The 23,917-nt window shown below is 66.3% G+C and carries 19 protein-coding genes; 11 read left to right on the plus strand and 8 right to left on the minus strand.

Going from position 1 to position 23,917, the window contains the following annotated elements; translation table 11 throughout:
* Positions 1 to 6 precede the first annotated feature (6 nt).
* The 3 genes from VGK32_14285 to VGK32_14295 all read left to right on the plus strand — a co-directional run bounded on the left by VGK32_14285 (position 7) and on the right by VGK32_14295 (position 5,648).
* Positions 7 to 2,769, plus strand: coding sequence for a PIG-L family deacetylase (locus VGK32_14285; GenBank protein HEY3382940.1), 2,763 nt, complete (start codon positions 7 to 9; stop codon positions 2,767 to 2,769).
* Positions 2,766 to 3,998, plus strand: a complete 1,233-nt coding sequence (locus tag VGK32_14290) for an NAD(P)/FAD-dependent oxidoreductase (GenBank protein HEY3382941.1) — start codon at positions 2,766 to 2,768, stop codon at positions 3,996 to 3,998. Before VGK32_14285 ends, VGK32_14290 begins: the two co-directional genes overlap by 4 nt.
* Positions 3,999 to 4,226: 228 nt before the next feature.
* Entirely contained in the window at positions 4,227 to 5,648 is a 1,422-nt protein-coding gene (locus tag VGK32_14295; protein ID HEY3382942.1) for a glutamine synthetase beta-grasp domain-containing protein, read from the plus strand.
* A 59-nt stretch (positions 5,649 to 5,707) separates the two neighbouring features.
* Here the strand turns inward: VGK32_14295 and VGK32_14300 are convergent, their stop codons facing one another.
* From VGK32_14300 to VGK32_14310, 3 genes are all read right to left on the minus strand, one after another.
* Positions 5,708 to 6,529, minus strand: coding sequence for a nitrilase-related carbon-nitrogen hydrolase (locus tag VGK32_14300; GenBank protein ID HEY3382943.1), 822 nt, complete (start codon positions 6,527 to 6,529; stop codon positions 5,708 to 5,710).
* An 88-nt stretch (positions 6,530 to 6,617) separates the two neighbouring features.
* Positions 6,618 to 7,232, minus strand: a complete 615-nt coding sequence (locus VGK32_14305) for a hypothetical protein (protein ID HEY3382944.1) — start codon at positions 7,230 to 7,232, stop codon at positions 6,618 to 6,620.
* A gap of 62 nt (positions 7,233 to 7,294) precedes the next feature.
* Positions 7,295 to 8,455 carry an MFS transporter gene (locus VGK32_14310; GenBank protein ID HEY3382945.1) on the minus strand — a complete coding sequence of 387 codons (1,161 nt, stop codon included), beginning with the start codon at positions 8,453 to 8,455 and terminating at the stop codon, positions 7,295 to 7,297.
* 296 nt (positions 8,456 to 8,751) lie between these two features.
* On the opposite strand from VGK32_14310, the gene VGK32_14315 reads away from it, so the two are divergent.
* The 5 genes from VGK32_14315 to VGK32_14335 all read left to right on the plus strand — a co-directional run bounded on the left by VGK32_14315 (position 8,752) and on the right by VGK32_14335 (position 14,830).
* On the plus strand, positions 8,752 to 10,341 hold the full coding sequence (locus VGK32_14315; protein HEY3382946.1) for an aldehyde dehydrogenase family protein: 1,590 nt from the start codon (positions 8,752 to 8,754) through the stop codon (positions 10,339 to 10,341).
* A gap of 106 nt (positions 10,342 to 10,447) precedes the next feature.
* Positions 10,448 to 10,813: a hypothetical protein gene (locus tag VGK32_14320; GenBank protein HEY3382947.1), complete on the plus strand. Its 366-nt coding sequence runs from the start codon at positions 10,448 to 10,450 to the stop codon at positions 10,811 to 10,813.
* A 143-nt stretch (positions 10,814 to 10,956) separates the two neighbouring features.
* Entirely contained in the window at positions 10,957 to 13,158 is a 2,202-nt protein-coding gene (locus VGK32_14325) for an aldehyde ferredoxin oxidoreductase C-terminal domain-containing protein (GenBank protein ID HEY3382948.1), read from the plus strand.
* Between the two features lie 208 nt (positions 13,159 to 13,366).
* Positions 13,367 to 13,564: a sulfur carrier protein ThiS gene (gene thiS / locus VGK32_14330; protein HEY3382949.1), complete on the plus strand. Its 198-nt coding sequence runs from the start codon at positions 13,367 to 13,369 to the stop codon at positions 13,562 to 13,564.
* A 42-nt stretch (positions 13,565 to 13,606) separates the two neighbouring features.
* Positions 13,607 to 14,830 carry an MFS transporter gene (locus VGK32_14335; GenBank protein HEY3382950.1) on the plus strand — a complete coding sequence of 408 codons (1,224 nt, stop codon included), beginning with the start codon at positions 13,607 to 13,609 and terminating at the stop codon, positions 14,828 to 14,830.
* On the opposite strand, the gene VGK32_14340 is transcribed toward VGK32_14335, so the two are convergent.
* From VGK32_14340 to VGK32_14360, 5 genes are all read right to left on the minus strand, one after another.
* Positions 14,808 to 15,188: a VOC family protein gene (locus VGK32_14340; GenBank protein ID HEY3382951.1), complete on the minus strand. Its 381-nt coding sequence runs from the start codon at positions 15,186 to 15,188 to the stop codon at positions 14,808 to 14,810. The two genes, VGK32_14335 and VGK32_14340, sit on opposite strands and share 23 nt — an antisense overlap.
* 70 nt (positions 15,189 to 15,258) lie before the next feature.
* Positions 15,259 to 16,230, minus strand: coding sequence for a GNAT family N-acetyltransferase (locus tag VGK32_14345; GenBank protein HEY3382952.1), 972 nt, complete (start codon positions 16,228 to 16,230; stop codon positions 15,259 to 15,261).
* Between the two features lie 108 nt (positions 16,231 to 16,338).
* Positions 16,339 to 19,233, minus strand: a complete 2,895-nt coding sequence (locus tag VGK32_14350) for a M14 family zinc carboxypeptidase (protein ID HEY3382953.1) — start codon at positions 19,231 to 19,233, stop codon at positions 16,339 to 16,341.
* Between the two features lie 149 nt (positions 19,234 to 19,382).
* Entirely contained in the window at positions 19,383 to 19,667 is a 285-nt protein-coding gene (locus VGK32_14355; protein HEY3382954.1) for a 4a-hydroxytetrahydrobiopterin dehydratase, read from the minus strand.
* A gap of 13 nt (positions 19,668 to 19,680) precedes the next feature.
* On the minus strand, positions 19,681 to 20,418 hold the full coding sequence (locus VGK32_14360; protein ID HEY3382955.1) for an isoprenylcysteine carboxylmethyltransferase family protein: 738 nt from the start codon (positions 20,416 to 20,418) through the stop codon (positions 19,681 to 19,683).
* Positions 20,419 to 21,011: 593 nt separating this feature from the next.
* Here VGK32_14360 and VGK32_14365 point away from each other — a divergent pair.
* The 3 genes from VGK32_14365 to VGK32_14375 all read left to right on the plus strand — a co-directional run bounded on the left by VGK32_14365 (position 21,012) and on the right by VGK32_14375 (position 23,903).
* Positions 21,012 to 21,671 carry a hypothetical protein gene (locus tag VGK32_14365; GenBank protein ID HEY3382956.1) on the plus strand — a complete coding sequence of 220 codons (660 nt, stop codon included), beginning with the start codon at positions 21,012 to 21,014 and terminating at the stop codon, positions 21,669 to 21,671.
* A gap of 94 nt (positions 21,672 to 21,765) precedes the next feature.
* Positions 21,766 to 22,335: a sulfur transferase domain-containing protein gene (locus VGK32_14370; GenBank protein ID HEY3382957.1), complete on the plus strand. Its 570-nt coding sequence runs from the start codon at positions 21,766 to 21,768 to the stop codon at positions 22,333 to 22,335.
* A gap of 113 nt (positions 22,336 to 22,448) precedes the next feature.
* Complete coding sequence (locus VGK32_14375) at positions 22,449 to 23,903, plus strand: pyridoxal-dependent decarboxylase (protein ID HEY3382958.1); 1,455 nt, start codon at positions 22,449 to 22,451, stop codon at positions 23,901 to 23,903.
* The last annotated feature ends 14 nt before the right edge of the window (positions 23,904 to 23,917 follow it).

The following is a 23,917-nucleotide window of genomic DNA, read 5'->3' on the forward strand; positions in this document are numbered from 1 at the left end:
ACCGATATGAAGCTGACGCGACTTCTGCCGCTCGTTCTCGTCGCCGTGCTCGTGGCCGCGGACCCGTCGATGCGCGCGCAACCGAAAGGCCTGACCGGTGTCGGGGGAGAGCTGGGCCTTGGCCTCGTGCTTCGCCAGCTCGGCACCACGGCGATCTTCCTCGAGACCGGCGCGCATCCGGACGACGAGAACAACGGCCTGCTCGCGATGCTGGGCCGCGGGCTCGGCGTCCGCACGGCGATGTTCACCTGCACGCGCGGAACGGGCGGGCAGAACGAGATCGGTCCCGAGTTGTTCGAGGCTCTGAGCGTGCTCAGGACCGAGGAACTCGCCTCCGTCCACCGCTACGACGGCGCAGAGCAGTACTTCGGCCGCGAAATCGACTTCGGCTACTCGTTCAGCATCGAAGAGACCTTTCAGAAGTGGGGTCGCGACGAAACGCTCTCGGACTACGTTCGCATGATCCGCACGATCCGGCCGGACGTCGTGCTGACGATGCGCCCGGACGGCGAGGGCGGCGGAATGCACCACCAGGCCCAGGCGCGCATCACCGGCGACGCGTACCGCGCGGCCGCCGATCCGAACAGGTTTCCCGGGCAACTGAAGGAAGGTCTGCGGCCATGGCAGGCGCGGAAGCTGTACTACACCGAACGCTACGGATTCCGCGGCGAGCCGGCACCCTCCGCCGGCATGACACTGCTGTCCGTCAGCAACGACATCTACGATTCGCTGCTCGGCCAGACCTACGTCGAGATTGGCTCCGAGGCTCGCAGCAACCACAAGTGCCAGGGAATGGGTCAACTCCTGTCGCTGCCCGGCCCTCAGACGTTCCAGTTCAGGCTGGGTGACACGTCGCTGCCCGGCGGCGTCACGCGGGCCGACACGGCGCTGTTCGACGGGGTGGACACGACGGTCCCCGGTCTCGCGCAGTTCGTGCGGGGCACGCCACCCGATGCCCTGGCGCAGGGTCTGACAGCCATCGCACGCGAGGTCGAGAACGCGCAGAAGGCGTTCGCTGCTCGAGGCGTCGTGGCGGCCCGCGGTCCGATTGTCGCGGGGCTCCGTGCCGTTCGCGCGCTGCGCGCGCAGTTGTCGTCGCTCGGCATCAACCAGGAGGCGGTACTCGAAATCGACTACCGGCTCGCCACCAAGGAGCAGCAATTCCAGCAGGCGGCGGTGCTCGCGCAGGAAGTCCGCATCGACGTGCTGGCAGACGACGGCCTGGTGATTGGCGGCCAGCCGATCAAGGTCCAGACGATTGTGGCCAACCGTGCTGCGGCCGACATGCAGGTGAAAGCGATCGGCCTCAGCGGTTTCGACGGTAACGCCTCCTGCAGGACCGGGGGCCTCGAGGCGGGAGGTGTGTTACGGTGCGACGCGGACGTGAGGATCCCGGGGGATGCGCGCCTGACGACGCCGTACTGGCGCCCGCTGTCCGATGCCGCCCGGTACGAATTCGACAAGGACGCGCCGTTCGGCCTGCCGTTCCGCCCGACGCCGTTCCGGGCGCGGATCGATCTCGTCATCGGCGGCGTCGACGTCTCGGTTGACGAGCCGGTCAAGTACCGGTACGAGGGCAACATCTTCAGCGGCGAGAAGCGGATGGAGTTGCTGGTGGTGCCGCGCTTCTCGGTCGGCGTGACGCCAGACATCGCGATCATCCCGTCCGCGACGGACGGTTTCAACACAGGGCCCGCGGATCGCGCGAAAACGGCCGAGACGTCGGCCTCGAGATCCACCGTCAAAACCCGGACCGCCGCCTCTGCGTCCTCTGCGAGCTCGGTGTCGAATGCCGTCCGCGACCGCGAGATTCGCGTCGTCGTCATCAATGGCAACAAGGGTGCGGCCAGTGCGCAGGCGTCGCTCGATCTGCCGGCAGGGTGGACGGCAACGCCTCCGTCGCAGCCGGTCGAGTTCGCGCGCGAGGACGCGTCGGAGACCGTCCGGTTCAGTGTGTCGCCTCCAGCCGATGCTGCGCCCGGCCAGTACAAGGTCCGCGCCATCGTCCGCGCCGGCGGCGAGATGTTCGACCAGGGCTACCAGGTCATCGAGTACCCGCACATCAACCGCCGGCACCGGGTGATTCCCGCGGAAACCAGCTTCAAGGTCATCGACGTGAAGGTGGCGCCGAAGCTGAAGGTCGGGTACGTGATGGGCGTCGGCGACCAGGTGCCGCCCGCCATTGAACAACTCGGTGCGGACGTCGTGCAGCTCGGGGCCGATGATCTCGCGTGGGGAAATCTCTCGACGTTCGACGCCATCGTGACCGGCGTACGCGCGTACGAGCGCCGTGCCGATCTTCGCGCCAACAATCGCCGGCTCATCGACTACGCCGACAAGGGCGGCACCCTCATCGTCCAATACAACAAGTTCGAGTTCAACGAGGCGCAGTACGGGCCGTACCCGGCCAAGGTCAGCTCGAGCCGCGTGACCGACGAGAACGCACCCGTGCAGGTGCTCGTGCCGGCCGACCCGATCTTCACGTTCCCGAACACGATCGCCGAGGCGACGTGGAAGAACTGGGTCCAGGAGCGCGGCCTGTATTTCCTCGGCAACGACAAAGACCCGCGGTACGTCGATCTGGTGCAACTCGAGGACCCGTTCCCGGCCAACCGGGGCACCAGGAAGGGGGCGCTCGTGGAAGCCCGGATTGGCAAGGGCCGATGGATCTATGTCGGTCTCGGGCTGTGGCGGCAGTTGCCAGCGGGGACCGACGGCGCATACCAGTTGCTGGCAAACCTCCTGAGCGTCGGCAGGACACCGCGGTGACGGTGCCGTCCGTCCTCGTTGTCGGCGCCGGTCCTGCGGGAGCAACGGCGGCACGCACGCTGGCGCTCGGCGGCGCCCGCGTGCAGTTGCTCGAGCGGTATCGATTACCCCGCAACAAGCCGTGCGGTGGCGGCATCACGATGCGCGTGATGCGCCGCTTCCCGTACCTGGCGTCCGCGCTCGACCGCATCTCCACGCACTACGTGTCGAGGCTTCATCTCGAGGGGCCGTCGGGCGCGAGCGCCGTACTCACGTCGCCCACGCCGGCCGTGCTGCTGATCCGCCGCGTCGAGTTCGACCATCTCCTGTCGCAGTTGGCCGTGGAAGCGGGCGCGGAACTCGTCGAGAACGCGTGGGTATCGCAGGTGTCCGGGGACGACGATGGCGTCCGCGTCGAGACGCGGGACGGCCGGACGTTCTCGGCAGACGCCCTCATTGCCGCCGACGGCGTCAACGGCGTCGTGACGCGGCGCATCGGACTGCATGGCGGGTGGGACGGCGCGTCGGTGGCGCTCGACATGATGGAGGAGACGCCGAACGAGCGGCTGCGAACCGTCGAGCCCGGCACGTTGTGGGTGTCGTACGGTCACGGCGGCACCGACGGGTACGGGTACATCTTCCCGAAGCGCGACCACGTGAACGTCGGGATCGGCTGTCTGCTGTCCTACTTCCGTGCGCACGTCGATCGATCGCCGTACGAGATTCAGCAGCAGTTCGTCGCCGACCTGCGTCGGCGGGGCATTCTCTGCGGTGTGTCGAGGCGCGAGGACTTCACGCCGTACCACATTCCGGTCTGCGGACCGGTTGCCGAGACGGGGCGCGGCCGCGTGCTCGTGGCAGGCGATGCGGGCGGCTTCGTCAATGCCTACACGGCCGAAGGCATCTACTACGCGATGGTGTCGGGCGACCTCGCTGCCCGCGCGGCGCTCGAGGTGGACATGGTCGACGACCCGGGCGGCCCGCGGAACCTGGCACCCTGGTATCGACTGGCATGGCGCCGCGAGATCGGAGCCGAGCTTCGCGACTCGGTGCTGATCCAGCGATACCTGTTCCGCCAGGCCGCGCGCATCGAAGCCGTCATTCGCGGCGCGGCCGCGTATCGGGATGTCGCCGACACGATCATCGGCTACGTGGCGGGCACGGTGACGTACGCACAAGCCCGGCGACGACTGCTCGCGCAGTTTCCCCACGTTGCATTCAGGCTGGCGGGGATTGCCCTGTTCAGCTGAATGCCGGCCTCGCACGCCACGCTTCAGCCCGGCCCCGGTGATGTCACCCCGGCCCGGCCGCCGGCACACTCGTCCTTCGTGATACGCGCGGCAATCGCCTATAATGCGATGAGGCCCCCTCGGTGCAGGCCGGATTCCTGCCTCTTTCCGCACACGGGAGTTCTACCCGTTTCTTTTCCCCGACCGTGACGCGCCACGGGCGCCCCGCGCCGTAGGAGTCGTTGGATCATGACCGACATCATTCGTCAGTCGATGCCTCTGCTCGGGCCGGAGGTCGAGAACCAGCTGTATCCCGCCTGCCGGCTCGCCCGCCTGATCGGAAAGTTCCCGGAAGAATGGACCGTGGACGATTTGATCGGCGTCGTTGGCGCGCTGAACATCCGACTCGTCAGCCTCATGCACGTGGGCGGAGACGGCTGGCTCAAGACCCTCGATTTCGTTCCGCGCGATTTGCCGCACCTGCGCGAGGTGCTGTCGTTCGGCGAGCGGGCGGACGGCTCGAGTCTGTTCGGCGCGATGGGGGTCTCGGTCACGGCGTCCGACGTGGTCCTGCGTCCGCGCTTGTCCACTGCGTTTGTCGACCCGTTCGCCACCCATCCGACGCTCGTGGTCTTCTGCGGCCATTTCGGACGCGACGGTGCACCGCTGCCCGAGTCTCCCGACACCATCGTGCGAAGCGCGTTCGACCGCCTGCACACGGAGCTTGGCGTGGAGTTGCACGCACTGGGAGAAATCGAGTTCTTCCTGGGCAAGCGGCCCGACGAGACGGACATCTACGGCGCGACCGAGCGCGGGTACCACGCCAGTTCGCCGTTCGTCTTCGGCGAGGCGCTCCGCCGGCGGGCGATGGTGATGCTGGGGGAGATCGGCATCCCCGTGAAATACGGCCACAGCGAGGTGGGCTACATCCAGCCGGACGAGGTGGACGCGCGAATCTGGGAACAGCACGAGATCGAACTGTCGCTGCAGCCGCTGCCGCAGGCGGCCGACTCGGTGCTCGTCGGGCAGTGGCTGCTCCGGAACCTCGCGCACAAGGCCGGGTGGCGCTGCAGCTTCGACCCGGTGCTCCGGAAGGGCCACGCGGGGAGTGGCCTCCATTTCCACCTGTCGCCCGTCATCGACGGCGTGCACCAGAAGCACAGCACGCCGGACGGGGCTCTTGACGGCGTGGCGCGCTGGTTGATCGCGGGACTCGTGCGGAACGCGGACGCGCTGATGGCGTTCGGCAACCGGGTGCCGAATTCGTTCGTCAGGCTGATCCAGGCCAAAGAGGCGCCGAGCACGGTGACCTGGGGCCGTTACAACCGCAAGGCGCTCATCCGGCTGCCGATCGTGGCAACCGACGAGCAGGGTCGGTCGGTGAGTCCGGAGACCGTGGAATTCAGGCTGCCGGATGGCTCAGCGCATCCGCACCTGCTGCTGGCCGGGATCGCGCAGGCCTTCGTCGCGGGCAAGTCGTTCGACAATCTCGACGCGCTGCTCGAAAAGACGTGCGCGCAGACGCTGCAGGCGCCGTACGCCATTCCGGTTCCGCGCGGCTTCGGTGAGGTGGGCGACGGGCTTCGGCAGCACCGTGCAACGTTTGAAGCGGGAGGCATCTTCCCGCGCCACGTCATCGACAGGACGGTTGAAGCGCTGGGACAGATGTAGCAGGACGGGGGGATCACGCCTGCCCCCCGACTGTCCTCGGCCGATTGACTACTGATCCGTCACCGTCCCAACCAGTCCGCATACAGTTCCGGCCGCCGGTGACGCAGGAACAGGCGGCGCGCGTGCGAGCGCTCGATCCTGGACAGGTCGACGGTGGCGTAGAGAATCGTGTCTTCGCCGGCCGGGGCCTTGGCGATCACCGTGCCGTTCGGCGCGCACAGGAACGATTCGCCGCCAAACGTCAGACACTCCTCTTCGCCCACCCGATTGCACAGTGCCGTGAAGTAGCCGTTCTGAAACGCGGCGACGCGCATCTCAGCCTCGTACAATCCCTCCGGCCACTCGCCCACCGCACCCGCCTGGGGCACCACGACGACCTCCGCGCCGCCAACCGCCAGCGCCCGCATGTACTCGGGATAGTGCCGGTCGTAGCAGATCGCGACCCCCACCTTGCCGACGGCCGTGTCGAACACCGGTGCCCCGGTGTCGCCGGGCGTGTAGTAACCCTGCTCGTGAAAGCACGGGTAGTCGGTGATGTGCACCATGCGCGTGCGGCCAACGAGCGATCCGTCTGCGTCGATCACGGGCGACGTATCGAACGTGCGGTCACCGTCGCGCTCGAACAGGTTGAGGACGAGGACGACACCGTGCTCCGCAGCCTTCTGCTGGAACGCCTCGGTGATGGGTCCGGGAATCGGTTCGGCCTGGCTGAGCAACTCGGGGGTGGCCACCGTCTGCGGATAGAACGGCTCGAACGCCAGCTCGGCAAAACAGATGAGTTTCGCGCCGTTCGCGGCGGCGGCGGTCACGGCCTCGAGGCCGGCGGCGACGTTGGCGGCCCTGTTCCCGGTGGCACGCTGTTGGACGAGAGCGATGTTCATGAGGAGAGATTCTATAGAAAGAAGTGCCAAGTGCGAGGTGGGAAGTGCGAGGTGTAACCGGCGGCAGCGGCAGGCCGCAGGGGCGCGGCTACCGGGGGCGGCGTGTCACGAAGAACTCGTCGCAGAGGTCACCGCGTTCGAACGACAGCGTCTGCGAGCAGGTGAACGTGCCAAGGCCGAAGCGGCCCGACGGGTCATACGATCCGCCGTAGGCGAGGTCCATGATGGCCGCGCAGATTCCGCGCGTGACGATCGAGGTGGCGCGTGCGCTGGCTTTTGGTGCCGCGGCGAGCAGGCGTGACGAGTCGTAGACGCGGAGGAGCAGCTGCTCGAACGGGATGAGATCGATGATCTCGCAATCGTCGAGGCCGAGACCGCTCAGTGTCGCGAAGGCCGCATGCAGCACATCGTCGGCACTCGCCAGGTCGGACTCGAGCGGCATAATGTAGCCGGTCCACGCGACCGAATCGAGGATGTCTGCACCCGTGTGGTACCCGAACTCCGCGGACGCGGTGAGCAACTGCCAGTCGCCCGGGTCGAGCAGGTCCTCCGAGGCCGGCGCCGAGATCCACTCCTCGAAGCGTTCCATGAAGGAATCGGGCAGGTGATCGGCCGAGCCGCCGTACGGTGGAACAAGACGCGGGAATCCGCTCGTCTCGATGCGCGCCGTCTCGCTCGAATGAGCCTTTCGACCTTCAGCCACTGATCCTCCCCGGTCATGGCGTTAATCGGCAGGACCGGGGAAGAGATGAAAGCGCCCGGGAATCACCTTCGCGGTGTGTCGCGAGCGACCAGAACCGCACAGACCGTCATGCCCAGTGTGCCGACGAGCGGCACGAGCATGCCGAAGCGCACGCCCGCCGCCTGCGAGAGGTGGCCGAGCAGATACGGATACGACATCGATCCCAGCATCGCGACCGAGAACAGGAAGCCGAACACCGTCCCGGCAAATCGATGGTAGCGATCACCGGCGATGGCGAGCGCCGTCGGGAAGACGGCCGAGTAGGCGAAGGCGGTGATCCAGGCGCCCGCCGTCAACGCAGGCAGCCACGCCGCAGCCGCCAGCAGGATCAGGAGGCCGGCGATGGCCATGAGGCCGCTGGCCACAATCAGCCGGCTCTTCCCAAGCCGGGCCTGTGCGCGCGACGACAGCATCCGCCCGAGGATGGCCATGACCCAGTAGCCGAGGAGCACCGCCGTCGCAACCCGCGGAGACCAGCCCAGCGAACCCACGTAGGTCGACGTCCAGCCGCTCAGCGCCGCCTCGTTCCCGGATTGAAACAAGAGGAGGGCCGCGATCAGGAAGATACCCGGCTCGCGCGCGACGCCGACCATTCCCGCGAACGAGAAACCCGCTGCTTCGTGTGGCGGTGGAAAGCGAGGCACCACGCAGGCGACGACACCGAGAGCCGCCACGGCGGCGCACAGGAGGAATATGCCCGGCAGCGAAATGATGCCGAAGAGCAGGGCGACGATCAGCGGGACGAAGAGCGCGCCGACGCCGAAGCAGACGCCCAGCAGGTTCAGCATCCGGCCGCGGTCCTCGGGGTAGATGTCCGACACGAGCGCGTTGCCGCCGGTGTTGAGCGGTGCGGCCCCGAAGCCGAGCAGGGCTGCCGCCACGGCGGCGGCGGCGAACGACCGGGCAAACGAGAACAGCACGAGCGACGCGGTGACCATCATCGAGGCCGACAGCAGCGTGAACCTGCTGCCGAATCGATCGATCACCGGACCGACGAGCACCGTGGAGATGAGCAACCCGACGTACATCGCGCTGAAGACGTCGCCCTGGCTCGCCAAATCGATGCCGAGTCGCGCGCGCAGCTCAGGCAGGCCGAACAGCGTGCCGAGCAGCGCGATCACCATGCCGAACACGAACATCGCGATGCACGCGGCGGCGAACAACGGCCGGCGGTTGAGTGTCATTGGGGTCGGGACTGTCTTCACTTCTTCGGTTGTAGAATTGTCACAAGAACGCCCCCCCTCAGCAGATGGCCCTGTCGGGCTAGGTCGAAGCGAGCCGTCCGCCGGCCATGTTATCATCGAGATCTCAGCCATGAATCTCGTGTGATTCCGTCTCGCGTGCGGATCTGTGCGCTCCGACTGTCGGACGGCGGCATGTAGCCTGTCGGACCGCAGCCCGTAGCCTGGCGGGCCGCGGCATGCAGGGCCGGTCCGTGGACCCGCCCGCGCGATCGTTCCAGACCACCAGAAGAGGCGCCATGCAAAGCGACGGCAAGCGGGCTCCCGCCAAGGTCACCTACGCGACGATGGGCGGCGATCAGATGATCGAGCTCCATCTGGAACTCGATCGGGCGATCGAGCAGGTGAAGAAGGACTTCGGGCAGACGCATCCGGTGTTCATCGATGGTCGCGCCGTGGAAGGGGCGGGCGGCATCATCGAGGATCGAAGCCCGATCGACACCCGGATCCTCGTCGGGCGGTTCACCGCTGCCACGCGCGAGCAGACACAGGAGGCCATCGCGGCCGCCAGGACGGCGTTTCCCGCGTGGAGCCGTCTCCCGTGGGAGGAGCGTGTGCACATCGTCCGCCGCATCGGGCGCAAGGTGCGGGAACGGCGTGCCGAGTTGTCCGCCGTCATTGGGTACGAAGCAGGGAAGAGCCGGCTCGAGTGCGTGGGCGAGGTGGAAGAGGCCGCCGACTTCTTCGACTACTACTGCGATCGGATGGACGCGACCGACGGCTTCACGAACCTGATGGGCATGCCGGGGTCATCCGAGGAAAGCCGCAGCGTGCTTCGTCCATACGGCGTTTTCGGCATCATCGCGCCATTCAACTTCCCCCTCGCGCTGGCCGCCGGACCAACTGCAGCCGCCCTGCTCGCCGGCAACACCATCGTCTGCAAGCCGGCCGAGGACACGCCGCTGTCGGGGGCGAAGTTCTACGACATCGTGTCCGAGTTCCTCCCGGCGGGCGTCTTCAACCTCGTCAATGGGCCGGGGATTCCGGTTGGGCAGGAACTCGCGAACAACGCGGGCGTGGATGGGCTCGTGTTCACGGGGTCGATGGAAGTCGGCATGAGACTGCTGCGCGACAACGGCGCCCGGTCGATCCCGCGTCCGCTCATCATCGAGATGGGCGGAAAGAACCCCGCGCTCGTCATGGGCTCCGCGGATCTCGACAGGGCGTCGGACGGCGTCATGCGTTCGGCCTTCGGCGCGACCGGCCAGAAATGCTCCGCCTGCTCGCGCGTCTACGTCGACCGCGAGGTCCGCGGCCGGTTCGTCGAGTTGCTGGTGGAGAAGGTGCGCGAGCTCAGGGTCGGAAACCCGCTCGAACGGGACGTCTGGACGGGTCCCGTGATAAACGAACGGGCCGTGCAGACGTACGAGAACGCGATCGCGCAGGCGAAGCGCGATGGCGGACGCATCCTGACGGGCGGCCGGCGGATGATGGACGAGCCGTTCAACCACGGTTACTTCGTCGAGCCCACGGTCATCGACGGCCTGCCGAAGGACCATCCGCTGTTCACGAAGGAACTCTTCGTACCGATCACCGTCGTCGGTGACGTCCTGACGCTCGACGAGGCGATCGACCTCGCCAACAGGACGGAATACGGACTGACGGCGGGCATCTTCACGCAGGATGACCGGGAAATCGAAGAGTTCTTCGACCGCATCCAGGCGGGCGTCGTGTACGCCAACCGCCGCGCGGGCGCGACGAGTGGTGCGTGGCCGGGGCAGAACTCATTCGGCGGGTGGAAGGCGAGCGGCTCGACCGGCAAGGGCACCGGCGGCCCGCACTACGTGCAGCAGTTCTTCCGCGAGCAAAGCCGCACGCGCGCCCGGTAAGAACGCGCATCCGGCAACCGGCGTGTCCGATGACTCGTGTCCGACAACCCGTGTCCGATAACCAGTTGACTCGGCCGGCTCATCGGCGGACTCTATACCGATGCCGATGACGACGACCCTTGCGCCCCGCGGGTTTCACGGGTTCATCCGGGCGACGCTGATCGGGACGATCCTCCAACTGGCGTTGGTGGTGGGCGGTCACTCTGCTCCGGCGATTGCGCAACTCTTCGCGCCGCTGGGCATGCTGATCTCGCTCGTCGCCGGGTTCCTCGCCGGCCGATGGCAGGCTGGGACACGGCTCGGCGCGGTCGTTCTCGGCGGGGTCGCTGGCGGCCTGTGCGCCTTCCTCGGCATCCTGGAATCCTATTACCTGAAGGACGTGCCTGCCTGGGTGCTGGCGTTCGGCCCTGCCAGCTCGGCCCTGACCGGTGCGATTGGAGGATTCCTGGGCAGCCTCGGCAAGAGGGCCTAGTTCCGGCCCCCGGGCATCGCGGCTTGCGGCGGGCGCAGCACCTGCGGGACAATATCATCTCGTCCACCCGGTCTCCTTCCCCCCGGGTATCCGTGTGCCTGCCCCGCTGGGACTCATACATCGCCGGACCTCAAGGAGAGGCTATGACGATTGCCTACGACTACAAGACCCGGACCTCCTACACCGAGGACGCGGCCAAGCAGAAGGCGGCCCACAAGGTCCTCCTTCAACACACATTCGAACCGAGCCTGCCCGATCGCGGCTACACGAACCGCACGCTCCACATCGATCTGACGACGCTGAAGGTCACCGAGAAGAAGGTGACGGAGCAGATGAAGGAGATATTCGTGGGCGGGCGCGGCTTCGGGCTGTGGTACCTGTGGCAGGCGATTACGCCCACGACCAAGTGGAACGACCCGGAGAACGACATCATCATCAGTCCCGGGCCGCTCGCCGGCAACACGCAGTACGCCGGCTCCGGCAAGTCGCTGGTGGTCACGCTCTCCCCGCTGACAGGCATCCCGGTGGACAGTAATGTGGGCGGCTACTTCGGCCCGCTCCTGAAGTTCTGCGGCTTCGATGCGCTCGAAATCCAGGGCAAGGCCACAAGCGACGTCGTCGTCGTCATCGACGGTCCGAAGAAGACGATCACGATCGAGGAAGCGCCCGAGGAGAATCACGACAGCCACGTGGCCGCCGAGATCTTCACGCACCAATACGCCGACAACGAGAAGGACTTCGTGAACGTGTCGGTGGTGTCGGCCGGCAAGGGCGCCGACCATGCGCGGATCGGCTGCCTGAACTTCTCGTGGTTCGACCCCAAGCGGGGCGCCGTCCGCCTGAAGCAGGCCGGCCGCGGTGGGATCGGCTTGGTGTTCCGCGACAAGAAGATCAAGGCGCTCGTCGTGCACGGCCAGAAGTTGAAGGCGAACATGAACAACGCGGTGAACTTCGAGCGGACCTCGAAGGTCGGCCGCGTGCTCGCCAAGGAAATCCACGACTTCGACGATCAGCAGTGCAAGATGCGGAAGATCGGCACGGCGCACCTGGTCGAGGTCATGGACGCGTACGACCTGCTGCCGGTGCACAACTTCCAGTACGGCAAGCACGAGGACACGCCGAAGATCGCATCCTACGTCTGGGAGAAGCGCTTCACGCAGGGCGTGTTCGACGGCTGCTGGTACGGCTGCCACATGGCGTGCGCGAAGGGCGCCGATTGCCACAAGGTGATGACCGGTCCGTACAAGGGCGACCTCGTCACGGTCGACGGTCCCGAGTACGAGACAGCCGCCGGCCTCGGATCGAACTGCGGCATCTTCGATCCGAACTGGATCCTCGAATCGAACTTCTACTGCGACACCTACGGCGTGGACACGATCTCGTTCGGCACCTGTTGCGCCTTCACGATGGAGTGCTACCAGCGCGGGATCTTGAACAAGGAGCGAACGGGCGGCCTCGAAATGACGTGGGGCAACGGCGAGGCGCACGTCGAACTACTGCACCAGATGGCGGCGGGCCAGGGCTTCGGCGTCATCGTCGGACAGGGTGTGAAGTACATGCAGGAGTACTTCGCCGAGCAGGGCTGGGGCGACCTTCAGTTCATGCGCGACATCGGCATGCAGGTGAAGGGCATGGAGTACTCGCAGTACATGTCCAAGGAGTCGCTCGCCCAGCAGGGTGGCTACGCGCTGACAAACAAGGGACCCCAGCACGACGAGGCCTGGCTGATCTTCATGGACATGGTGAACAACCAGATCCCGACCTTCGAGGACAAGGCCGAGGCGCTGCACTACTTCCCGCTGTTCCGCACCTGGTTCGGCTTGATGGGCCTCTGCAAGCTGCCGTGGAACGACATCGAACCCGAGGACAACGCGAAGCACGGAAAGAACGCCGCGAAGGTGCCCGACCACGTGCACAACTATCTCGAACTCTACGCCGGCATCACCGGCAAGGAGATGACGACCGACGAGATCATCCTGCAGTCCGAAGCCGTCTACAACTTCCAGCGCGTGTTCAACCTTCGAATGGGCATGGGTGGTCGCAAGTCCGACTGGCCGCCGTACCGCTCCGTCGGTCCAGTGACGAAGGAAGAGTACGAGTCGCGGGCCGAACGCTACGACCAGCAGCTCAAGGATCTGATCGGCGTCGATCCGGCCGGCAAATCCACCGAGGAGAAGATGGCGCTGCACCGCACGTGGCGTGAAGACCGCTACAACAAGCTGTGCGACACCGTCTACGCCCGTCGAGGCTGGACCAACAACGCCATCCCGACGCTCGAGACGCTGAAGAAGTTCAAGATCGACTTCCCGGAGGTGGTCGCGGTGGTCACGCCGCATCTGGGATAGGCACATGGGATTCAGGAGTCTGGATTCGGGATTCCTGACTGCCGCGAGAACGCAGGATGTCTGCAGCGGTTTCGGTCCCATCGAACATCGCCCAGGGACACATGCGAAGCCGTGATGATACGGTCTGCGGAGGTTGGCTGATGCTCAGTGCGAGGGACGAGCTGGGCACCGTTCCTGATTCCTGAATGCTGAATCCTGACCCCTGCTGATGATCACCGTCAACGGCGACCGCATCGAGTGGCGTGAAGGGATGACGGTTGCGGACATTCTCAAGATCCGCAACTACATCTTCCGTATGCTGGCCGTGTCGGTGAATGGTGAACTGGTGCGGCGCGGGACGTACGAGACGACAGTCGTTCCCGACGACGCGGATGTCCAGGTCATCCACATGATGAGCGGCGGCTAGTTCCCGATCCCAATGACAACCACGCGGCAGGCTTCCTGGGGTATGGTGAGCATGCTGGCGGTCACGGCCACCGCCGGGTACATCTGCCGGGTGAACGTCTCCACGGCAGGCGTGCTCCTGATGAAGGAGTACAGCCTGACGCAGGTGGAGATGGGGCGGGTCTTCAGCGCGTTCCTCGTCGGCTACGCGCTCTGCCAGGCGCCAGCGGGAGCCCTCGCGGACCGCTGGGGCGCGCGCCGTGTGCTGGCAGCCGCATCGTGGCTGTGGGTGGGCCTCACCGTCGTCCAGGCGTTCATCGGGTTGGCGCCGTTGCCCACGAGCGCGACGGCCGTGCTGACCGGCCTCGTTGTCATCAGGTTTCTTCTTGGCATCGCGGCAGCGCCGACCTATCCCGCCTCCGGCCGGGGCGTGTCGCGATGGACACCGCCTCTCCTCCAGGGCCGCGCCAACGGTCTCGTGATCGGATCGGTCGGTCTCGGTTCCGCGCTGGCTCCACCGTTGGTTTCGAGCGTCATGGTGGAGTGGGGATGGCGGGCTGCGCTGGCCGTGTCGGCCGTGCCCGCGCTGGCCGTGGCCATCGCGTGGCGCTTCGTGTCCGACCCACCCGACGCCCGGCGTTCAGACGAGCCTTTGCCTGCGAATTCGGCCATGGATCGGTCGCCACAGCCAGCACCACCCGGGCGAAGAGCCTTCGTGCTGCTGACGATGAGCTATGCCCTGCAGGGATACGTCGGCTACATCTTCGTCAGCTGGTTCTACCTCTACCTGGTCCAGGAACGCCACTTCGGCCTGTTGACCGGCGCCTGGGTCAGCAGCCTGCCGTGGGTGTTGTCCATCGTGTCGATCCCGCTTGGCGGGCTGATTTCGGATCGCCTCGCGTCCGGCGCGCTCGGTCCGGTGTGGGGGCGGCGGATCGTTGCCATGGTTGGCATGGCCGGTTCGGGCGTGTTGATCTCGCTCGGCGCGCACACCGAGAGCGCGATCGTCGCGGCGGTGTCGCTCGCGTTTGCGACGGCTCTCGTGCTCTGCGTGGAGGGGCCGTTCTGGGCGACGATGATGCGCCTCGCGGGGCCGCGAAGCGGCTCTGCGGGCGGAATCATGAACACCGGCTGCAACCTGGCCGGCCTCCTGTCGCCGGCCTTGACCCCGCTCATCGCGTCGTACGTCGGCTGGGAGATGGCGCTGCACCTCGCGGCTGCCCTCTCCGTGGTCGCCGCGTTGCTGTGGTTCGGGATAGGTTTCCCTACCGCGCAACCTCGCTCATGAGCTCGAGGACATTGCCCTCACTGTCCTTGAACGCCGCCAGCCACAACTCGTGACGCTCGTCCTGGTGGACCCTGGCCGGGTCCTGGGTGAAGGTCACGCCTCGCTCCGTGAGCGCAGCCGCTGCGGCCAGAATATCGGGCACGCGGTAGTAGATGATCGATGTGTGGTCCAACTCGGGTCTCTCGGCTTTCGCGAGATACAGCCGGACGCCGCCGCAGTCGAAGAACGCCATCCCTGGGAATTCGAACAGGAACGTCATGCCAAGTGTGTCGCGATAGAAGGCAATCGCGCGCGCGACGTCCCTCACCACGATTGAGATCTGGCCGATGGCGTGGAGGCCGAAGGATTGTGGGGGCATGAACCCAGGATACACGAAGGAGAAAGGATGAAAGGAGAAAGGATGAAGGATGAAGGATGAAAGAGCGCGGTCAGAACGCGTCGCCGTGCCACCACGCGATGTCTTGCAGAGTCAGCGGCGGGTCGGGGCGGACCTCGCGTCCGATGGGACGCAGCATCATCGCCACTGGAGGGATCTCGTGCGCGACGACGCGGAGTTGGGGGGGGAGGAAGCCCGGCGGGAACCAGGCGCGGAGGTGGAACGCGTGGGGTTCCTCTCGGGCGACGAGCGCCTGGAGCATCGCGCCGACCCGCGCGCCTGACGGATCGCGGTCGCCGCATTCGGTGATCATCCAGTAGTCGGCGACTTCGAGCAGCACGACGTACGCGGCCGCGCGTCCGCCTTCCTCGACAACGAAGAACTCGACCTTCCGGTGACCGGGCCGACCGCACGCCGCGAGCAGGCGCTTCTTGGTGATCGCCTGGCGAACGTAGCCGCGGTCGCGCACGAGCGCCATGCGGAAGCCGCTCGTCTGGGTCGCGTTCATCTCGACGATCGCGGGAAGATCGGTGAACTCGCCCCAACGCATCGGGATGGCCGGCGAACCCCGGTGCCGACCGGGCAGGACGTCGAGCGCGAGCTGGTTGATGGGAAGTGCGCGGAAGCCAAGCCGCTCGTAGTACCGCGGGTCGATCTCCGAGAACAGCATGGCGTGGCCGAAGCCTTCGCCGGCTGCGCCTTCGAGGACCCGCCTGATCAACTCCGTCGCGTAGCCGAGGCCACGCATCTCCCCGGGAGTGAAGACGGCGCCAATGCCGATCAGTCGCGTCTCCTGCCCGTCCATTCGAAGACCAAGGTCGTAGCGCTTCGCGCTGGACAGCACGCGGCCGTTCTCCACGAGGGCCACCCGCGTCAACCGCGTGGCGCCCCATGGCGTGCGAAGCTGGGCCTCGTTGTACTTGGCGTACGCCCGCCGATCGAGACCCTCACCCCACAGCGGGTAGGTCTCATCGAGGATCTCGTCGAGAAGTGCGCCGGACGCCGGAACCAGGGCGAGTGACATCTCCTGCAGTCTACGCCGCCGACGAGGCGCCGGTCGCGGGGCTTCGCGGGGACGCCAAGTCCCACGAGGCCCCGCCACCGACGGCAATCGGCAGAGTCCGCTATCCCATCACTTCCCGGCGTCGAGATGATTCCAGTTCAGAATCGCGTTGAACCCCAGGTTGAAGCTCCCATGCGTCTGCCACCGCCAGTAGGGTCGGTTGGCGAACATCACCACGTGGCCCTTGCCGAGCTGGGCATCCATCACCACCGGACGTCCCACCAGAGCCTGCTGACCCAACAGCCCGCCGCTGAGGAGCATGTCGCTCGGATCGCTCGGGAATCGCAGGATGACACGCGGCCGCACGGCGTCAACGTTGAATCCCATCTGGCGGGCCATTTGCGTCATCTGCGCGGCTTCGTCCGTCTGCGGACGCACCGCCGATGGCGGGGTCTGCCCTTCGAGGGTCGCCAGCGTCTGGGGAACGGCGTTCGGCGTCAGGTTCTGGCCGACACCAGGAATCTGCGGGCCGCCCCGACCACCGCCGCCCCCCCCCGTCCCGCCAACCGCGAACACCGGCGCCTGGTTGAAGTACACCGCCAGCGTGTCGCTGTCGTAGCCGTAGGCGATGGGGCTCTTCTTGTCGGCGAAGACGCTCTTGATCACCACGCCGCGCGCGAACAGCCCGGCCGGTTCCTCGATCGTGATGCCAGGGAGCAATCCGTACTCGGGGAAGACGGTCGTGGTCGATCCCTCGACGATGAGAAGGCCGCCCTCCTGAACGAACGTCGCGAGGTGCGCAAGCCCTTCGAGACCCATTCCGCCACGGATGTCGTCAGCCTGGTCCTGCACGCCAAGGTTCGGCGTCAGCTCGGACTTCTTGTAGGGTATCGGGTCGCCCGTCATCGGCAGTCCGTTGACCAGCGACTGTGGCGTGCCCCCGACGTGCGGGAACACGATGACGTCGTACTTCTGCTTGAGATTTCCCTCGCGGAGTTTGACGTCGCCAAAGTAGCTGTAGGGGATCTTCAGCTTGTCGAAGGCCATCCGCACCCAGCCTTCGTCCTGGGTGCGCGACCAGGAGTGAACGTACCCGATCCTCGGCGCGACGAGTTCGTGGTTCTTGACCGTCGGCACGGCCGCCACCGCAAACGCAGACAGGCCGAACTCCTTGATGGACGGTTCGAGCTTTACCCGGTCGGCATCGGGGATGATGAACGCGCCTGCGCCGAACTTCTGCCCTCCTGCCTCGAACGCCTCTTCGGCGGCCAGCATCCGCACGGACTTCTGCGCGAAACGGAACGGCGCCAGGTTGTTGTCACCGTTGTGATCGACGATCAACACGCTCCCCGTTCCCGTGATGGTCCCTGGCACGCGGACATCGGCGGCCAGCATGGTCATCGGCTGCCCGAGGACCGTCTTGTCGTCGATCTTCTGCGCCTTGACGTTGCGCAGCAGCGGCAGCGTCCAGCCGGTGTCGTCGTACGGCGACGGGTTGCCCGGAGCGAAGAACTGCGTGTCGAGGAAGTTCGTGACCAGGTTGCTGTACGGCTGGTCCATGCGGACGATGAAGTCGCCAGCGGCCACCGGCACCTTGCCGGCCGTGAACGCGGAGTTGGCGGTGTGCACTTCGACGCCCTGCAGACGCAGCAGGTTGACGAGTGCCGCGGCCTCGCCTCTCCGGCGCTGGGCGGCGGGAATCACCCATGCGTGCGGAGCCTCGTTCCTGCCCTTCTCGATGGCCCGCCTGTTCTTGAGGTAGTAGTTCTCGAGGAACATGTCCTTGTTCTTCGCGACGAACTGCATCGCGAGGAGCAGGGCGCTCTGCTGGATGTTCACGTTGTTGCGCGGGCCCCACTTGATCGTCGGCAGTGGCGGGTTCGGCCGGTACCATTCCCGGCTGGTCGACGTCACGGGAAGGTTCAGCGTCTGGTTCTGCGGCCCGTAAGTCTGCGTCTCGTAGAACCGGCCGATGGCGTTGTGCGTGTTCGCGATGAAGAACAGGTAGTTCGGCACCCAGCCGTCGTAGAAGCCGCCAGTCCACACGCCCGGCACGCCGCGCTTGGTCATCTCCGCCACTTCGTACTTCGACAGGAGCCACCACTCGTCGGTCTGGACCGGGTCGAGCGCCACGTTGTACGGGCCGGCGCCGGTGGACGAGTAGAGGTACGACACCGACTCGTGCAGGTCGTGGAGCACGGTCGGATGCCAGTCGAGGAAGGTGCGCAGCACGTTCTCGGTCAGCTTGAGGCCGACGCCGAGGCCGTCGCGGTTGTTGTCGTGCGCGACGTAGTTGCCCCAGTACACCAGCGGTATCGTCTTGTTCGTCTTCTTGCGGTAGTAGAGGTTGTCGACGATCTTCTCCCGGCCGTCGACCTCGAGCACCGGCGTCAGGAAGACGATGACGTTGTTCCGGATGTTCTGGATGAACGGCGACTCCTCCACGATCAGACGATAGGCCAGCTCCATCTCCATCTCGGCGCTGCCCGTCTCGCCGGTGTGCAGGTTGCCGGTCGCCCAGTAAATCGGCTTGCCGGCCGCCATCAACTGACGCGCCTGCGCCTCGGTGAGCTTCCGCGGATCGGTGAGGTCGGCGAGGATCTTCTTGTACTTGTCGAGCGTCTTGATCGTCGCCTCGTCCGCGATCGCGAGGACGATCATGTCGCGGCCTTCTTCGCTCTTGCCGATCTCGAACAGCCTGGCGCGCGGCGATGCCTTGGCGAGCGCCTCGATGTAGCGCTTGATGTCCTTGTAGTACGTCAGTTCGTCGGGCGTGCCGACGACGCGGCCGAGGAACTTCAGCGGTGAAGGCACGGTGTCCGAGGCCGGGAGATGGTCCACCAGTTCGGTGATGACCCTTGGATCCTGGGTGAACTCCTTGATCTTCGCGGTGTATTCCGCATCGATCTTCTGAGGAGCCTTGGCAGGCGGAGCGCCGCTCCCGATAAGGGCGGTCGAGCCGCCCGCGAGGACCAGCGCAAGAAGACAGGGCAGAAACAGCATGCGCGCGAAGCGCCGTGACATCGAGACCTCCTGTTGTCGTCGGGGCAGAGTGGTCGGCGTGATGCGCGGTTTATAGCACAGGAAGGAGAGTAGCCGCGATCAATTCCCGCAGACGCCCGCTCGAGTGAGCATCTGCGGGAGTCTCGCCCATGCTGGCCGGCGAACAGCCGTCACTCGGCGCTGCGAGCGTCGGCCTTTGTCGCTCCCGCGAAATCCTTGTCGGTGATTCCGCCTACGCTGTGCGTCGAGTAGCTCAGCGTCACCCGCTTGTAGTTGATCGTGATGTCGGGGTGGTGGTCGGCCGCCTCAGCCGCAGGCACGAGCCGGTCCACGAAAGCCACCGCCTCCGGAAAGCCTGCGAACGTAAACTGCCGGACGATGGCGTCGCCCTCGCGACGCCATCCGGGAAGTTCCTTCAGACGCCGGTCTATCTCGTCAGGAGCGAGTCTGGACATGTGGCGCCACCGCTCAGTCGTCCACTCGGAGAACCGCCGTATGCTTTTTGAGCAGGCTGCACACCATGAATACGGTCGCTGTCACGCCGAACACCGTCGTCCACAGCGGATCGAACACCAGCCGCCCCGTCGCGAACGCAGCCCGTGCGAGATCCAGCACGAACAGTACCGCACCGATGACGAGCAGGCCGTGGAACTCGCGACCGAGGACGCGCCGCCAGATGAACGGTGTGTCGGACGGTACGTAGGTTGAGAGGCGCGGAATGGCGGCCCGCACGCGGACTGCCCACGCGCGAAACTGGTCGCCAAACCGATCTTCGAGGAACGCTTCTTCGCGCGCGGCAATGCGCTCGTGGTAGAGCAGGCTGGCAAGCCCGACGATGATCGGGACGTACCAGGTGGTGGTGAAGCACGCCAAGCCCACGGCCGTGAGCGAGTTGCCGAGATAGAGTGGATGGCGAACCAGCGAATAGACGCCTGTCGTCCGCAAACGCGACGCACGCGGGTTCGTCGTGCTGCGCTCGGACGTGCCGGCCGGTGCGGTGCCGATCGCTACCACGCGCAGCGCCAGACCGCTGAGCGCGACCAGGAAGGAGACGACCTGCCAGGCCCTGAGGCCGGGCGGAACGGAGGCCGGCAGGCGGGCGTCGAACAGGCCGAGGACGAGGAGCGGCAGCATGATGAGCGGGAGCTGTCCGCGCCAGCGAAACAGGGTGTCCCCAGAGCCCGTGAAGTGATCGATCAATCGCATGGTGTTCGGCCATTCTGCCCAACGGGTGCCAGAATTGCAACAGAACGAAGGATTTGAATGGCTGACACCTCGCGGGGACGTTGGATCGGCCGAAAGATCAATGGAGGACCGGAGCCGGCGGCGAATACCTGACGATTCCGGGCGTGCACCGCGGCACATGTCTTGCTGGTTCTGATGGCAGTCAGGGAGCGCCCATGTTCTCGAAACCCTTAGCATTTGGCCTGGTGGCTGCCGCGTGCATCGTGGCGGCGGGCGGTGGCGCATACCTCGCGACGCTCGAACACGCCCGGGCAACCTCTCCCGTGGCGGCTGCCGCTCCAGGACCACTGGCTGCAGGACCATCGACCGCCGCTCGAGTCCCACAATCTGTTGGGGCGTCTGGGACGAGCACCCCAAGCACAGCGGAGAACGTCCAACCGCCGCCGGTGTCTCCCGCTGCGTCACCTGATCGCGCGCCGTCGGCAGCGGCGTCGGCCCCTGATCCTGCCGCACCGGCAAGTTCCGCGCGAACAACCACCAGGTCGCGGGTGAACGCGCCGTCCACTCCCGCAGAACGGCCGCTCCCATCCCGTCCGTCCGAGGTGACGCCCCCGATGCCAATCGCGGTTCCGGCGACGGCTGTACCGCGTGAGGCCGTCGCACCGGCGATTGTTCCGCCGATCGCGGCGCCAACCGACGTGTCGACTCGCGACCCTGAAGCCCCGGCTGCGGCCGAACCGGTCAAGCAGTGGGACGAACTCATCGTCCCGACAGAGTCCGTGCTGGGGCTGCAACTCGAGACGCCACTGAGCAGCGAACGGTCGCGTGTCGAGGACCGGGTTGACGCCCGGGTGACGCGTGATGTGCGGGTGGGCGGGCGAGTGGCGATTCCCGCCGGCGCGCGCGTCATCGGATCCGTGATGCTGGTCGAGCGGGGCAGCAAGATCAAGGACCGTGCTCGCCTGGGCATTCGATTCCATACGCTCGTGCTTGCCGACTCCACCAGATTGCCGATCACGACCGACATCGTCTACCGGGAAGGCGACTCACCGGGTGACGGCGCATCCGCGAAGATCGGCGGGGCAGCCATTGGCGGCGCCATCATCGGTGCGATTCTTGGCGGCGGCAAGGGGGCGGCGATTGGTGGGGGCATCGGTGCGGCGGGCGGCACCGCGGCCGCGATGGCCGGCGATCGGCGTCCGGTGGTGTTGCCGCCTGGCACGCCGATGAGCGTGCGCACGCTCGCGCCGCTGACGATCACGGTCGAAAAGTAGGCGGGCCGGGCGGCGGGGACGGCCCCGACGCCGGCCTGATCCTGGAACTGGCGGCCGGTCGAAGACCACTCCTGGAGTGTTCTACAATGCCGCCATGAACACCACACTGCGCAGCAAGCTGGCCCTTCTCATTGTTGTCACGGTCGCCGTCGTCGCGACCACCGCGTCCGCTCTGCCCCCGCAGGACCAGACGGCCACTTCGAAACCGGCCGTGTCCGCCGCGAAGAACTTCACACAAGTCGATGCCACCCTCGCGTGCAGCGGCGCGCTCGCTCCCGAGGCGTACGCGCAACTGAAGAACGCAGGCTTCGCGTCGATCGTGAACCTGCGAGAAGCCTCGGAGGAGGGCGCGAACGTCGAAGCCGAGGCCAAAGCCGCCGCCGATGCCGGTCTCACGTACATTCACTTGCCGTTTGCGAGCAAGACACCCGACGCCACCAAGGTCGACGCCTTTCTGAAGGCAGTTGTCGCCGCGGAGAACCAGCCGATGCTCGTGCACTGCGCGAGCGGCGGCCGGGCCTCGATGTTCTGGGCGATCAAACGCGTGATGGTTGACGGCTGGCCGGTGGAGAAGGCGATGAACGAGCTGCCGGACCTGACGAAGAACGTGGGACAGCCATTGCGGGCGTTCGCGCTGGATTACCTGAAGTCGCACGGGAAGTAGGATCGCGCCACCACACAGAGCCCACAGTGGACGCTGCGCGGTTCAGCCTCTGATCGGGTCGGCGCCTCGGCGGCTTCGTTCTTTGCGATTTTCGTGTGGGAGAAGACCGACACATGTCGAGCGAACACAACCCGTTTGGTGATATGGACCCAGAGGTGTTTCGGCGGGAGGGGCACCGGATCGTTGACTGGATCGCGGAGTACTTCGCGCACCCCGAGAGATACCCGGTCCTGTCGCGCGTGAAGCCAGGTGACGTACGACGCGCACTGCCCACGCACGCGCCCGAGTCGGGAGAACCGTTCGACGCCATCCTCGCCGATTTCGAGCGCGTGATTGTGCCGGGCATCACGCACTGGAATCACCCGGGGTTCTTCGCGTACTTCGCCATCACCGGGAGCGGCCCCGGCGTGCTCGCCGAGCTCCTGTCGGCGGCGCTCAACGCCCAGGGGATGCTGTGGCGGACCTCGCCGTCCGTCACGGAACTCGAGGAGGTGTCACTCGGCTGGCTGCGGCAGCTCATGGGGCTGCCGGACGTTTTCGATGGCGTCATCTACGACACCGCCTCGGTGTCGAGCCTGCACGCACTCGCCACGGCCCGCGAAGCCGCCATCGCACGCGTCCGCAGCGCGGGGATGGCGGGCCGAGCCGATCTCCCCCGCTACCGTGTCTACTGCTCCGACCAGGCGCACTCATCGATCGACAAGGCCGTCATCCTGCTCGGCCTCGGCCACGACTCGCTCCGAAAGATCCCATCGGACGCCGAGTTCCGGATGCGTCCCGACGCGCTCGAGCAGGCGATCGCAGACGATCGCGCCGACGGCATCGTCCCGATGGCGGTCGTGGCCACCGTGGGCACCACGTCCACGACCAGCGTCGACCCCGTGCCGGCGATTGCCGGAATCTGCGAACGCGAGCACGCGTGGCTGCACGTGGACTGCGCCTACGCCGGCGTCGCCGCGATCGTTCCGGAGTACCGCCACATCCTCGACGGCGTCGATCGCGCCGACTCGATCGTCGTCAATCCGCACAAGTGGCTGTTCACGCCGTTCGATCTCAGCGCGTTCTACTGCCGGCGCATGGATCTGCTTCGGCAGGCGTTCTCGCTGACGCCGGAGTACCTCCGCACGGTGGAAGCCGGCGAAGTCCGGAACCTGATGGACACGGGCGTTCAGCTCGGCCGCCGCTTCCGAGCGCTCAAGCTGTGGATGATCCTTCGCTACTTCGGCGCAGAAGGCATCCGCGCGCGGCTCTCCGAGCACATGCGCCTCGCACGCCTCTTTGCCGGTTGGGTGGACGCCGACCCGGAATTCGAGCGCCTCGCGCCCGTCCCGTTCAGCGTGGTCTGCTTCCGTGCCCGTCCGCGCGGCCGCGACTGGACCGAGCCCGACCTGGAGGCGTTCAACCAGAAACTCCTCGACGGGATGAACGCCACCGGAGAGGTGTTCCTGTCGCACACGAAGCTCAATGGACGCTTCGTGCTTCGGCTCGCGGTGGGAAATCTCAGGACCGAAGAGCGGCACGTCAGGAGGGCGTGGGAGTTGGTGAAGGAGAAAAGTGCTGAGTGCTAGAAGAGTGCTGAGTG

Source organism: Vicinamibacterales bacterium, assembly GCA_036504215.1.
Taxonomy (GTDB): Bacteria; Acidobacteriota; Vicinamibacteria; order Vicinamibacterales; family Fen-181; genus FEN-299.

Coding starts and splice junctions, on each gene's coding strand:
- VGK32_14300 (HEY3382943.1), bottom strand. CDS start 6,529: ATGAACATCGCTCTCGTCCAACAGCGTGCCACCGGGAACAGGGCCGCC.
- VGK32_14365 (HEY3382956.1), top strand. CDS start 21,012: ATGCCAATCGCGGTTCCGGCGACGGCTGTACCGCGTGAGGCCGTCGCA.
- VGK32_14285 (HEY3382940.1), top strand. CDS start 7: ATGAAGCTGACGCGACTTCTGCCGCTCGTTCTCGTCGCCGTGCTCGTG.
- VGK32_14375 (HEY3382958.1), top strand. CDS start 22,449: ATGTCGAGCGAACACAACCCGTTTGGTGATATGGACCCAGAGGTGTTT.
- VGK32_14350 (HEY3382953.1), bottom strand. CDS start 19,233: ATGTCACGGCGCTTCGCGCGCATGCTGTTTCTGCCCTGTCTTCTTGCG.
- VGK32_14340 (HEY3382951.1), bottom strand. CDS start 15,188: ATGCCCCCACAATCCTTCGGCCTCCACGCCATCGGCCAGATCTCAATC.
- VGK32_14315 (HEY3382946.1), top strand. CDS start 8,752: ATGCAAAGCGACGGCAAGCGGGCTCCCGCCAAGGTCACCTACGCGACG.
- VGK32_14370 (HEY3382957.1), top strand. CDS start 21,766: ATGAACACCACACTGCGCAGCAAGCTGGCCCTTCTCATTGTTGTCACG.
- VGK32_14345 (HEY3382952.1), bottom strand. CDS start 16,230: ATGTCACTCGCCCTGGTTCCGGCGTCCGGCGCACTTCTCGACGAGATC.
- VGK32_14360 (HEY3382955.1), bottom strand. CDS start 20,418: ATGCGATTGATCGATCACTTCACGGGCTCTGGGGACACCCTGTTTCGC.
- VGK32_14310 (HEY3382945.1), bottom strand. CDS start 8,455: ATGACACTCAACCGCCGGCCGTTGTTCGCCGCCGCGTGCATCGCGATG.
- VGK32_14355 (HEY3382954.1), bottom strand. CDS start 19,667: ATGTCCAGACTCGCTCCTGACGAGATAGACCGGCGTCTGAAGGAACTT.
- VGK32_14320 (HEY3382947.1), top strand. CDS start 10,448: ATGACGACGACCCTTGCGCCCCGCGGGTTTCACGGGTTCATCCGGGCG.
- thiS (HEY3382949.1), top strand. CDS start 13,367: ATGATCACCGTCAACGGCGACCGCATCGAGTGGCGTGAAGGGATGACG.
- VGK32_14295 (HEY3382942.1), top strand. CDS start 4,227: ATGACCGACATCATTCGTCAGTCGATGCCTCTGCTCGGGCCGGAGGTC.
- VGK32_14325 (HEY3382948.1), top strand. CDS start 10,957: ATGACGATTGCCTACGACTACAAGACCCGGACCTCCTACACCGAGGAC.
- VGK32_14335 (HEY3382950.1), top strand. CDS start 13,607: ATGGTGAGCATGCTGGCGGTCACGGCCACCGCCGGGTACATCTGCCGG.